Consider the following 12341-nt stretch of genomic DNA (forward strand, 5'->3'; position numbering starts at 1 on the left):
AGGGCCCCGCGGGACGGTTTCCGTCCCACGGGGCCCTTCCCTTTGCCCTCGGCCCATTGCACTAGTACATATGGCCATTGCCTCTAGTGCAGAGGCGCGCTACGTTCGGGAGCATGACCGCGAAGCCGCCCACCGCCACCACGCTCACCGGCCGCCACATCCGCCTGGAGCCGCTGGGGCGCCACCACCTCGCCGACCTCTGGGCCGCCGTCGGCTCCGACCCCGAGGTCTGGCGCTGGACCATGGACCTCCCGCCGGCCTCCGAGGAGGAGCTCGGCCGCATCCTCGACACCCGCATCGCCGGGGCCGAGCGGGGCGACTCGGTGTGGTTCGCCGCCGTCGACCTCGCGACCGGCACCGCCGTCGGCATCACCGGCTACCACGACATCAACCCCGTGGACGAGTCCGTCGAGATCGGCGGCACCCTGTACGCCCGCTCCGTCTGGCGCACCGCGGTCAACACCGAGGCCAAACTGCTGCTGCTCACCCACGCCTTCGAGGACCTCGGCACCGGCCGCGTCTACTGGAAGACCGACGCCCTCAACGAGCGCTCCCGCAACGCCATCCTGCGCCTCGGCGCCCAGTTCGAGGGCGTCCTGCGCCGCCACCGCCTGCGCCCCACCGGCACCTGGCGCGACAGCGCCTACTTCTCGATGCTCGCCGACGAGTGGCCCCCCGCCAAGGCCCGCCTGACCGACCACCTCGCCCGCGGCTGACGGCGGGCCCCGGCCCGGGTGTTATTCGTGCTCGGCGGGGGCGGAATGGCGGGGGATCAACTCCCTTTTCGTCGCGCGGAGTTCCCGGGGTTGCATGTTGACCAGCCAGACCAGCCAGCCGACGAAAAGGACGGCGAGGAGGAGGGCGGACAATCCGGCGACCAGAAGGGCATTCACCGGGGTGCGGAAATGCGCTGGGGAAGGTGGGGGCGGTGGGGGCGCAGGTGCGGGGGGCCGGGAGGGGGAGGAAGGGGCACGGCTGTCTCCGGTCGGTGATGCCGAACGCCCTGACCGTGCATCTGGGTGTATTTACGGCTGATTGGCAGGGCCGATAGGCGACTTGGCGACTGTTTAGGCGACAACAAGTCAGCGAGTGACACGGATGACCATAGGGTCAGGGTGCCAGAGTTGCTACCGAGGGACTGGACGTTCACTCCATCGTGGGGTATCCCCCAATTCGCTGGCTAGGGCCCGGTGTCCACGTCACACTTCACCGGAAGCATCGACCGAAGCCGCGATCCGGAGATGAGAGTCATGCCACCCCGCTTGTCGCCGACCGTCCGCCAGCAGCGCCTGGGGATCGAGCTGCGCAAGATGCGCGAACGCGTGGGCGTGACGCCCAAGAGCCTGGCCGCCACGATCGGCACCGACCTGCCGAAGATCTCCCAGATGGAGAACGGGAAGTCGGGGATCAGCGCCGACCGGCTCCGGACCTGGGCGCGCACCTGCGGCTGCCCCGACGGCCCGTACCTGGACGCGCTGCTCGCCATGACGCAGGACCGCCGGAAGTACTGGTGGGACGGCTACCGGGGGCGGATGCCCAGCGGCATCGTCGACATCGCGGAGATGGAGCACCACGCCGAGTCGCTCTCCATCCTCAACAGCACCTTCATCCCCGGACTGCTGCAGACCCCGGACTACGCGGCCGCGGTGTTCGAGCGGCTCCCCGCACAGCACCGCCAGGAGGCGGAGGTCCGGAAGGCATTCCGGATCCGGCGCCAGCAGATCTTCGTCGACCGCCCGAAGCCGTACAGCGCGATCCTGCACGAGTCCGCGCTGCGGATGCAGTTCGGCGGCCCGGCAGTGCTGCGCGACCAGCTGCAGAGCCTGCTGGCGAATTCCGAGCGCCCGGGGCTGGAGATCAGGGTGATCCCGTTCAGCGTGCCCACCTACACCGGCTCCGGGGAGAGCCTGTATCTCGCCCGCGGGCCCGTCCCGGAGCTCGACACCGTCCAGATCGACCTCACGCACGGGCCGAAGTTCGTGCACTCCGAAGTGGAATTGGCCTCCTACCGACAGATCAAGGAGAAGACCGCGGCGATCGCGCTCGGGGTGGCCGACTCCCGGGACTTCATCCGGGTCATACTGAAAGATTTCGCATGAACGTGTGGCGCAAGGCGTCGGCCAGCGGCGAGAGCACCGACTGCGTGGAGGTCAGGGCGTCGGGCGGCATGGTGGAGATCCGCGAGTCGGACCTTCCCGAGGTGGTCGTGCGGACGACGCCGCGCAAGTGGGCGGCGTTCGTCCGCGGGGTCAAGGCCGGGGAGTTCGACCGGTACGCCGACTTCACCCGTCCGTGAGGCCGCGCTGCCCCCGCCGCGGGCCCGGCGGCGGGACGGGCGGCGGTAGGCTTGGCAGCCCACAATGGACCCCTGCGCCTGGCACCGCACTCCGGGTGGGGTGCGCGTGCCGGAGAATTCGGAGCATCCGAGGATGGCTCGGCACCTGATCACCAGCGCCCTTCCGTACATCAACGGGATCAAGCACCTGGGCAACATGGTCGGGTCGATGCTCCCGGCGGACGTCCACGCCCGCTACCTGCGCCAACGGGGCCACGAGGTGCTGTACATCTGCGCCACCGACGAGCACGGCACGCCCGCCGAACTGGCCGCCCAGGAGGCCGGGTTGCCGGTCGCCGAGTTCTGCGCCCGGGCGCACGACGCCCAGAGGGCGGTGTACGACGGCTTCGGACTGTCCTTCGACCACTTCGGCCGCAGCTCCTCGCCGCAGAACCGGGAGATCACCCAGGAGATCGCCCGCGAGCTGCACCGCAACGGCTTCATCGAGGAGCGCTCGATCCGCCAGGTGTACTCCAACGCCGACGGCCGCTTCCTGCCGGACCGCTACATCGTCGGCACCTGCCCGCACTGCGGCTACGACAAGGCGCGCGGCGACCAGTGCGAGAACTGCACCCGGGTGCTGGACCCGACCGACCTGCTGGAGCCGCGCTCGGCGATCAGCGGCAGCGCCGACCTCGAGGTCCGGGAGACCAGGCACCTGTTCCTGCTCCAGTCGAAGCTGACCGAGGAGGTCGAGGCCTGGATCGCCACGCACGGCGACGACTGGCCGGTGCTGGCCTCCTCGATCGCCCGCAAGTGGCTGACCGAGGGCCTCCAGGACCGCTCGATCACCCGCGACCTGGAGTGGGGCGTCCCGGTGCCGGCCGACGTGTGGCCCGAACTGGCCGCCGAGGGCAAGGTGTTCTACGTCTGGTTCGACGCCCCGATCGAGTACATCGGCGCCACCAAGGAGTGGGCGGACGCCGCCCCGGCCGGGCAGCCGCGGGACTGGAAGTCCTGGTGGTACGAGGCCGACGACACCGTCCGCTACACCGAGTTCATGGCCAAGGACAACGTCCCGTTCCACACCGTGATGTTCCCGGCGACGATCCTCGGCTCGCGCCGCCCGTGGAAGAAGGTCGACTACGTCAAGGCCTTCAACTGGCTGACGTACTACGGCGGGAAGTTCTCCACCAGCCAGAAGCGCGGCATCTTCACCGACGTCGCGCTGGAGCTGCTGCCCGCCGACTACTGGCGCTACTTCCTGATGGCGCACGCCCCCGAGTCGGACGACTCCAGCTTCACCTGGGACCTCTTCGCCTCGGTGGTCAACAAGGACCTCGCCGACACCCTCGGCAACTTCGTGAACCGGGTGCTCTCGTTCAGCCGCAAGCGCTTCGGCGACGAAGTCCCGGCCGGGGCCGCGCCGGGCGGGGCCGAGGAGCGGCTCGGCGAGCAGACCGCCGGCCTGCTGGCCGAGTACGAGGCCCAGCTGGAGGCGCTCAACTTCCGCAAGGCGGCGCAGGCGCTGCGCGCGCTGTGGAGCGCCGGGAACGCCTACCTGGACGAGAAGGCGCCCTGGCTCCAGGTGAAGACGGACCCGGAGGCGGCGGCGCTGACCCTGCGGACGGCGATGAACCTGATCCACCTGTACGCGGTGGTGTCCGAGCCGTTCATCCCGACCGCGGCGGCCGCGATGCGCGGTGCCTTCGCGCTGGACGGGGACACCCGGACCTGGATCGACGGGGACGAGGCCCGGGCGCTGGACCTCGTCCCGGCCGGGACGCCGTTCACCGTGCCGCCGGTGCTGTTCGCGAAGATCACCGAGGAGGACCTGGCGGCCTGGACGGCGCGCTTCGGCGGCTCCGAGGGCTGAGCCCCGGCGCGGGCGGAACACCGCGAGGGCCCCGACCGCCGGGCGGCGGTCGGGGCCCTCGTCGGTGGTGCCGGGCCCTTCGTGGGGGGCGGGCCCGGGGTCTGCGGGTCCGGGGTCAGCGGGTCCGGGGTCAGCGGGCCCGGGGTCGGCGGGCCCAGTGGGGCGGGCCCGGGGTGGGGGCTACCAGCGGGTGGTCTCCGCGAAGAAGCCGGGGATCTCGGTCGCCCGGCCCGCCGCCACCGCCTCGTCGTGCACCAGCGCGCCGACCGCCAGGTCGAGCACGCCGAGGCCGAAGGGCGAGAAGACCACCGGGCGGTCGGTGCCGACGGCGACCTCGCCCTCGATCACCTGGGCCAGCGTGCCGGTGACGAACTCCCGGTTGCCGTAGAGCTGTTCGGCCAGGTGCGGAGAGGTGTTCGCCTTCATGCAGTGCTCCACGTCGTCGAGCACGTTGTACGCGCCGCCGATGATCTCCGGCGCGAGGTCGCGCAGCGAGATGTTGAGCACCAGCTGCCCGGGGGCGAAGGTCTCCGGGTCGAGGATGTACGGCTCGCCCGCGGTGGTGGCCAGCACCACCACGTCGGCGCCCTTGAGCGCCTCGTCCAGGCTCTCCACCACCCTGGCCGGGTAGCCGAGTTCGGCGTCGGCGTGGTCGACCAGCGCCCGGGCGTACTCGGCCTTGCGGTCGTGCACCACCAGCTCGTCGATCTCCCACTGCTGGGCGCCGAAGAACTCCAGGATGTTGCGGGCGATGATGCCGGCGCCCACCACCGCCAGCCGGCCCGCCGTACGGCCGCCGCTGAGCACCTCGGCGGCGAGCACGGCGGAGGCCGCGGTACGGGCCGCGCTGATCTGCGAGGCCTCCAGGACGGCGAACGGGTAGCCGGTCTCGTAGTCGTTCAGCAGCAGGGCGGCCGAGGCGCGCGGGAAGCCCCGCTCGATGTTGGCCGGGAAGCTGCTGATCCACTTGATCCCGGCCACTCCGACGCCGCCGCCGAGGTAGGCCGGCAGGGCGATGATCCGGGCGTCCGGCTTGGCCGGGAACCGCAGGAAGTAGCTGTCGGGGTTCACGGACTCGCCGGCGCCGTGGGTCAGGTAGGTCTCCCGGACCTCCTGGACGATCCGCGGGCGGGCTCCCGCGATGAGCTCGCGGGCGGTGGTGCCGTCGATGACTCTGAACTCGAACACGGTGGTGGCTCCAGTCGGGTCCGCCCGGTGCGGGCGGGGGATCGGGCGGGACGGAGGGTCGGGCGGAGGGGCGGGGCGGGCGCGGCCTGGTCAGCCGACGTGGGCGGTGCCGGCCGGCTCGCGCTGGCCGGCGGCGGGGTTCGCCCCGGCGGCGTGCGCGGCGCGGGTGGTGCGGCCGCCGCCCAGCCAGCGCGGCAGGTACCAGTTGCCGTCGCCGAGCAGGGCCATCACCGCCGGCAGCAGCACCGCGCGGACCAGGGTGGCGTCCAGCAGGACCGCGACCGCCAGGCCGATGCCGAGCTGCTTGAAGTCCTGCATGCCCAGGGTGCCGAAGACCGCGAACACCGCGACCATGATCAGACCGGCGCTGGTGACCACCCCGGCGGTGTTGCGGATGCCGAGGCCGACCGCCTCCCGGCTGGACTTGCCCGAGAGGTACGCCTCGCGGATCCGGGAGACCACGAACACGTGGTAGTCCATCGAGAGGCCGAAGAGCACCACGAAGACGAACAGCGGCATCCAGGACTCGATCGCCCCCGGCGCCTTGGTGCCCACCAGCGAGGCGCCCCAGCCGTGCTGGAACACCGCGGTCATCACCCCGTAGGCGGCCGCCACCGAGAGCAGGTTGAGCAGGATCGAGGTGATCGAGATGGTCAGCGAGCGGAAGGAGAACAGCATCAGCAGGAAGGTGACGCCCATGACGAAGGCGAACACCGGGACGATGCTGCGGTCCAGCTGGTCGTTGTAGTCGACCGAGAAGGCGAGGTCACCGGCGACCAGCGCGGTGGTGCCCGGAACGGTCTTCAGGGTCTGCGGGACGATCTGCCCGCGCAGCGCCGACAGGGCCGCCTTGGAGGTGGCGTCGGTGCCGCTGCCCGCCAGCGGAACGCTGATCTGGGCGATGTTCTTGTCCTTCCAGTACCGCACGTCGATCTGGTTGCCGGTCTTCCCGGAGGCCAGGGCGGCCTGCTTGAAGTCCTCGATGCTCTTGGCGACCTGCGGCGAGTCGATGTTGTCGGCCTTGACCACCACGGTGGCGGGCGAGGGCGACCCCGGGAACTCGCGGTCGATCCGCTGCGAGACCGAGACCAGCGGGTTGTCCGAGGGCAGCAGCTTGTCCATGCCGAGCTTCTCGGTCTTCATGCCGAGCGCCGGCAGGGCCAGCACCAGCAGCACGGCGGCGGACAGCAGCGCGAAGATCCCCGGGCGGGCCAGCACGCCGCGCAGCAGCGCGTTGGCGGGCTTCGGGCTCGCCGCGGCGGCCTGCCGGCGCTTGCTGATCCACGGGATCCGGCCCGACGCGACCTTGTCGCCGAGCATCGACATCAGGGCCGGCAGCACGGTCATCGAACCGACCACCGCGACCGCGACGACCTCGATGGTGGCCATCGCGAAGCCCTCGAAGACGGTCAGCCCGGAGAGGAACATGCCGGCCATCGCGATCATCACGGTGAGGCCGGAGACCATGACCGAGTGGCCCGAGGTGTGGGCCGCGATCCGCAGCGCGGTCGCCTTGTCCCGGCCGGCCGCCCGCTCCTCGCGCTCACGGCGCAGGTAGAACAGGCAGTAGTCGACGCCGACGGCGAGGCCCATCAGGAACATCACCGAGTTGGTCATGCCGTCCACCGGCACCGCCTGGCTGCTCAGCGCGAGCAGCCCGAGCGCGCCGATGCAGGCGGTGACCGCCAGGGCGACCGGCAGCACGGCCGCCACGAAGGCGCCGAAGACCACCAGCAGGATGCCCAACGCGACCGGCAGGGCGGTCAGTTCGGCGCGGGTGAAGTCGTCGCCGAGGCTGTCGTTGATGCCCTTGAGGGCGGTCGCGCCGCCGAACTCGCCGAGGGTCACCTGGGGGTGGGCCTTGGCGGTGTCCTGGACGGCGGTGATCACCGGGTCGATCCGGTCGGCCGCGGTGTCCGGGTCGCCGGTGACGGCGAACATGATCAGCGCCGAGTGCTTGTCGGCCGAGAAGGCCTGGGTGGTGTACGGGTCCCGCAGGTTCTCCGCGAGACCGGTCTTGTTGACCGCGTCGGCGGCGGCCTGGACGGCGCCGCGGAACTCCGCGGAGTCCGCGGTCAGTGCGTCGCTGTGGACCAGGATCAGCTCGTTGACCGGGTCGTTGATCCCGGCGTCCTTGAGGACCTGGGCGGCCCTGCCGGACTCCCCGGTCCCGTAGTCGGCCTGGGTCAGGCTCTTCTGCCCGACCATGCCACCGAGCACGGTGACCAGGATGACCAGGATGATCCAGCCGAAGACGGCGGTCTTGCGGTGCTGGGCACTCCACTCGCCCAGCCGGGCCGCGAAATTGCTCTGACGTGCCATTACCTCTCCTGCGATCGGCGGCAATGATCAAGCCGCGGTGGCGACAGACGGGTTGGATGTGTCCTCACCGGCTTGAGGGTGACCGGGGGAATACCCATGACCGTAGGCCCTCGCGAACGGCTTTGGAGCCCCTGGGAGTTGCAGCATCCTGCGGTGGCAAGCTGCTGCCAGCGGAGCCGGGCCGGAGCCCCTTACCGGCCCCGTTTCCCCGGTGCTACGGTCGGTCCCCGTTGAGGGACAACCATTCGAGCGGACCACATTCGAGTGACGCCGGGCCGATGATTCGGGAAAGTCGGCCGGCCGCCCCGTGCGACCGACCGGTCGTCGAGTGCGCGAGCACCCGACCGGGCCCGAGGGCCGACTCCGAACGATTCCAACGAATTTCACGATTCCGCGCCGGAATGTGCTCCGGCGTCTGCTTTCCGAACGATCCACAGACCTCCGTGGAAGGGGGAATGAATGATGGACACCGCAATCAGGGCGACCGGACTCGGCAAGAGATACGGCGAGCACCACGCGCTCAGGGGCGTGGACCTCGAGGTCGCGGCCGGCACCGTGCTCGGCCTGCTGGGCCCCAACGGCGCCGGCAAGACCACCACCGTCCGACTGCTGGCGACCCTGCTGGAACCGGACCAGGGGCGGGCCGAGGTGGCCGGCTTCGACGTCGTACGCCAGCAGCGCCAGGTGCGCCGGCGGATCGGCCTGGCCGGTCAGTACGCCGCCGTCGACGGGCTGCTCACCGGTCGCGAGAACCTCGAACTCCTGGGCCGGCTCCTGCACCTGGGGCGCAAGGGTGCCCGGGAGCGGGCGGCCGAGCTGCTCGCCCGGTTCGAGCTGGAGGACGCCGCCGAGAAGCCGGCCCAGACCTACTCCGGCGGCATGCGCCGCCGGCTGGACCTGGCCGCCGCGCTGATCGGCCGGCCCGAGGTGCTGTTCCTGGACGAGCCGACCACCGGGCTGGACCCGGCCAGCCGGCTGGTGCTCTGGGAGATGGTCCGCGAGCAGGTCGCCCAGGGGGTGACCGTGCTGCTCACCACCCAGTACCTGGAGGAGGCCGACTTCCTGGCCGACCGGATCCTGGTCATCGACACCGGCACGGTGATCGCCGAGGGCACCCCGGACGAGCTCAAGCGCAAGGTCGGCGAGGAGTGGCTGGAGGTGGGCGTCGGCACCGACGCGGCCGTCGCCCAGGCGCTGGCCGTGCTCGCCCCGGTGGCCGCCGCCCAGCCCGAGGTGGACCGCACCGGGCGCCGGATCACCGTCCAACTGGCCGACGGCATCGGCACCATCGCCGCCGCCGCGGTCGCCCTGGAGACGGCCCGGGTGCCGGTGACGGACTTCGCGCTGCGCCGCCCCTCGCTGGACGACGTGTTCTTCCACCTGACCGGGCGCGGCACCCAGGTCGGCCGGGCCCCCGAGGCGGGCGCTCCGGCGCTCGCACCGGGCACACCGGGCGCATCGGACGCACCGGAGCCGCGGGCCGGGCAGGACGAGCGGCCCGGGCAGGGCGAAGCGGGCAAGCAGGGCGGGCAGGGCGGGCAGGGCGGGCAGGGCGAACGGGAACCGGTGGCGGCCGCCGCCGGACGGACGGGAGACGAGCAGTGAGCGACATCGGCGCCTCGGCCGGCCTCGGCACGGCCCTCGGAGACACCGCCGCGCTGATCGGCCGCCACCTGCGGCACCTGCGGCGCACCCCGGAGAAGATCATCGCGATCACCCTGACCCCGGTGACCATGGTGGTCGTGCTCGGCTACCTGTTCGCCAGCGTGGTGACCGTGACCGGCTCCGGCGAGTACCACGACTACGTGATGGCCGGGGTGTTCGCCCAGGTCGGCCTGACCTGCGTCGGCGTGGCCGCGCTGGGCGTGGCCACCGACCTGCGCACCGGGCTGATCGACCGCTTCCGCTCGCTGCCGATGGGCCGCTCCGCCGTACTGGTCAGCCACACCGCGGCCGACCTGCTGACCGCCGCGGCCGCCACCTTCGCGGTCTCCCTGGCCGGCCTGGGCGTCGGCTGGCGGATCCACACGGACGCCGGCTCGGCGGCGCTGGGCTTCGTCCTGGTGCTGGCCTTCGCCTACGCGATGCTCTGGCTGGGCGCGCTGGTCGGCATGCTGATGCGCAACGCCGAGGCGATCAACGGCATCTCGGCGCTGTTCCTGGTCGTGCTGTCGTTCCTGTCCAACTCGTTCATGCCGCTGTCCGGGCTGCCCGCCTGGCTGCGCGCGGTGGCCGAGTGGAACCCGGTCAGCCTGGTGGCCTCGGCCTGCCGCGAGCTGTGGGGCAACGCCCCGACGGTGGTCGGCACCAGCCTGCCGGACCGGCACCCGGTGCTGCTCGCGGTGATCGTGGTGGCGGCCCTGCTCGCGGTGCTTGTCCCGGTCAACCTGCGGGTCTACCGCACCGCGGTGACGCGTTGACGCACCACCCGGCCGGCCGGGACGGACGGGACGGCAGTCGTCCCGTCCGGTCCGGCCGGCCGCGTCCGCGCGCCGCCGGAGGGCTGCTCTCAGTCGCCCTCGCGCGGCGGCGCACCGCCCTGCAGCAGACCGCGCTCACCGGCGATCACCCCGGCCTGGAAGCGGCTCCGGCCGCCGAGCCAGGCCATCAGTTCCGCGGTGATCCGGCGCGAGGTGCGCACCGAGACCCCGAGCTTGCGGGCCACCACCTCGTCGGTGTGGCCCTGGGCGAGCAGGCTGAGCACCGCCATCGCCTGCGGGTTGAGGCCCTCGGCCCCCTTGGTCGGGGCCTTCCCGTACGGGGCGGCGTTCTCCCAGACGTACTCGAACAGCGCGCAGAGCGCGGAGACCAGTCCCGGACCGGACAGCACCAGGGCCCCCACGCTGGTGTCGTCCGGATCGGTGGGGACGACCGCGACCTTGCGATCGAAGATCACCAGGCGCATCGGGAGCGACGGGGCTATCCGCACCCGGGCGCCCCGCTCGGTGAGCCACTCCAGGTGGGCGATGGTGCCGCCGTCGTTGGCGGCGCTCTCCAGGTAGATGCTGCGCATCTGCACGCCCCGGTCGAAGACCTCCTGGTCGGCGACCTGGCCGGCTCTTCGGGCGGCCGGCGACTGTCCGCCGCCGGTCGCGAATCCCATGATCTCGCTGACGCACGAGTGCGAGAGCTCCTCCAGCCGGAGCCGGATCTGGTCGACGCCCTCCAACTGTTCGACGCCCAGGCCCCGTTCGCCCTTGCGGCTCTCAGCGTACTGCGCGACCAGCTTGGCCGCCTCCAGCCTGCTGTGCGCTATCTGGCGCTGCCGCTCGGCGAGTTCGACCTCCTGGCGGCCGATCAGCATGGCGAGGCTGACCTCGGGGTTCACCAGCAGGAGGTGCCCGGGCTGCAGCTCGGAGTGCCTGATCAGGGTGAGCCGGGCCAGTCCGTCCAGGGCCTCCCGGACGCGCTGTTCGGGCCACTGGAGCTCCTGTGCCACTCCGGCGATTCCGAGTTCAGGCCTGGCCAGCACCGTCCGGTACACGGCCTCGGCGTCGGGATCCAGTCCTAACACTGACAGCACCGCCTGCCCCCCCGATGTTGCGAACCTGATGACGCCACGTCATTGCCGGATCTCGGGGGCATGTTACGACACCCAGCCCACAACCACCGCGTTTTGGGGCCCAGGCCCTTACCTGCGGACTTCGAGCGGGTCCACCCACGAGAGGATTTGACATGTATATCACTGTCGGACGTCTGGTTCGGGGTATCGTCGAACCGGAACAGGTCACGCCCGACAAACTCGTCGAACTACTCCGGAACGCCGCCGAGCCGGCCGACGGACTGGAGCACGTTTACGTCGAGATCGACCCGCTCGGTGCCGATCTGGTCTTCTTTCTCGGCCCCGCGAAATCCGGAGAGCCGGATTCCGCAGCGCAACGGATCACCCGCCGTTGCCTGCGTGACGCGCCTGAACTGCGCGGATGGCGGCTGGCGGCCGAATTCAGCGACGACCGGCTGCCGTTGTTGGAGGAGTGAGCTCCGGGGCGGGCGCTGTGCAGGGTGCTGCCAGGGCAGGACCCTGACATGGAGAACTGTGGCACGGAACGTGTGTGCGAGACAGACTTGGTCACGCCGAAGGGGGCCGGAACCCCCTTCCGCAGGATTCGAGAGCCGGTCCCGCGCGGTCATTCACCGCGGGAATTGAACCAGGCACAGCACTCATCCGTTTCGTCTGTTTCTCGGCCGCCGCCGATTTCACGGCCCGCGGCCCTATTGCCACCGGGGGTTCACCATGAGCAGCATCACCATTGTCGCCGCCCGTACCGCCGCCGTCCTCGGCCTGCTGGTCGCCGGCGCCGCCCTCACCGCGCCGGTCGCCGGCGCCGCCACCGCCGTGGCCGCCCCGGCCGAGGCGCGCACCACTTCCGTCCACGGCGACGACATCATCTGGGACGGCCCGGTCACCAAGGCCGTCCCGGTCCGCGTGACGACCGCCTCCGTGCACGGCGACGACATCATCTGGGACGGTCCGGTCGCCAAGGGCACCGGCTCCGTGCACGGCGACGACATCATCTGGGACTGACCTCCCAGCGGCCCGGCACGGGGACCGGACCCAGCAGGGCACTCATCCGCCCGAAGTCGTTCCGCCGCCGCCGATTCCACGGCCCGCGGCTCCACTTGCCACCGGGGGTTCACCATGAGCAGCACCACCGTCACCACCGCCCGCACCACCGCCCG

At 71.3% G+C, this 12341-nt stretch carries 11 protein-coding genes; 8 read left to right on the top strand and 3 right to left on the bottom strand.

The features are described from left to right. Positions 1-113 precede the first annotated feature (113 nt). The 4 genes from AB0F71_RS33075 (at position 114) to metG (ending at position 4151) form a co-directional block, all read left to right on the top strand. Complete coding sequence (locus tag AB0F71_RS33075) at positions 114-716, top strand: GNAT family protein (protein ID WP_360242459.1); 603 nt, start codon at positions 114-116, stop codon at positions 714-716. A gap of 534 nt (positions 717-1250) precedes the next feature. Then, positions 1251-2099, top strand: a complete 849-nt coding sequence (locus AB0F71_RS33080) for a helix-turn-helix transcriptional regulator (RefSeq protein WP_360242462.1) — start codon at positions 1251-1253, stop codon at positions 2097-2099. After that, positions 2096-2296, top strand: coding sequence for a DUF397 domain-containing protein (locus tag AB0F71_RS33085; protein ID WP_360242465.1), 201 nt, complete (start codon positions 2096-2098; stop codon positions 2294-2296). The genes AB0F71_RS33080 and AB0F71_RS33085 overlap by 4 nt, the downstream gene beginning before the upstream one ends. A 133-nt stretch (positions 2297-2429) precedes the next feature. Continuing rightward, complete coding sequence (metG, locus tag AB0F71_RS33090; RefSeq protein ID WP_360242468.1) at positions 2430-4151, top strand: methionine--tRNA ligase; 1722 nt, start codon at positions 2430-2432, stop codon at positions 4149-4151. Positions 4152-4331: 180 nt separating this feature from the next. On the opposite strand, the gene sbnB is transcribed toward metG, so the two are convergent. Both sbnB and AB0F71_RS33100 read right to left on the bottom strand, forming a co-directional pair. Next, complete coding sequence (gene sbnB / locus AB0F71_RS33095) at positions 4332-5339, bottom strand: 2,3-diaminopropionate biosynthesis protein SbnB (RefSeq protein WP_360242470.1); 1008 nt, start codon at positions 5337-5339, stop codon at positions 4332-4334. Between the two features lie 90 nt (positions 5340-5429). Further along, the gene (locus AB0F71_RS33100; protein ID WP_360242473.1) at positions 5430-7661 is read right to left on the bottom strand and encodes an MMPL family transporter; all 2232 of its coding nucleotides are present in this window, start codon (positions 7659-7661) and stop codon (positions 5430-5432) included. A gap of 459 nt (positions 7662-8120) precedes the next feature. Between AB0F71_RS33100 and AB0F71_RS33105 the strand changes: the two genes are divergently transcribed. Both AB0F71_RS33105 and AB0F71_RS33110 read left to right on the top strand, forming a co-directional pair. Then, positions 8121-9266 (top strand): ATP-binding cassette domain-containing protein, encoded by a 1146-nt coding sequence (locus AB0F71_RS33105; RefSeq protein ID WP_360242476.1) that lies wholly within the window; start codon positions 8121-8123, stop codon positions 9264-9266. Then, the gene (locus AB0F71_RS33110) at positions 9263-10081 is read left to right on the top strand and encodes an ABC transporter permease (protein ID WP_360242479.1); all 819 of its coding nucleotides are present in this window, start codon (positions 9263-9265) and stop codon (positions 10079-10081) included. Before AB0F71_RS33105 ends, AB0F71_RS33110 begins: the two co-directional genes overlap by 4 nt. Positions 10082-10170: 89 nt before the next feature. On the opposite strand, the gene AB0F71_RS33115 is transcribed toward AB0F71_RS33110, so the two are convergent. Further along, on the bottom strand, positions 10171-11175 hold the full coding sequence (locus AB0F71_RS33115) for a helix-turn-helix transcriptional regulator (protein ID WP_360242482.1): 1005 nt from the start codon (positions 11173-11175) through the stop codon (positions 10171-10173). Positions 11176-11336: 161 nt separating this feature from the next. Here AB0F71_RS33115 and AB0F71_RS33120 point away from each other — a divergent pair, with 161 nt between their 5' ends. Continuing rightward, complete coding sequence (locus AB0F71_RS33120; RefSeq protein ID WP_360242485.1) at positions 11337-11639, top strand: hypothetical protein; 303 nt, start codon at positions 11337-11339, stop codon at positions 11637-11639. A 256-nt stretch (positions 11640-11895) separates the two neighbouring features. Beyond that, positions 11896-12186 carry a hypothetical protein gene (locus AB0F71_RS33125; protein WP_360242488.1) on the top strand — a complete coding sequence of 97 codons (291 nt, stop codon included), beginning with the start codon at positions 11896-11898 and terminating at the stop codon, positions 12184-12186. Positions 12187-12341: the final 155 nt, after the last annotated feature.

It is taken from the genome of Kitasatospora sp. NPDC028055, assembly GCF_040637885.1.
GTDB lineage: Bacteria > Actinomycetota > Actinomycetes > Streptomycetales > Streptomycetaceae > Kitasatospora.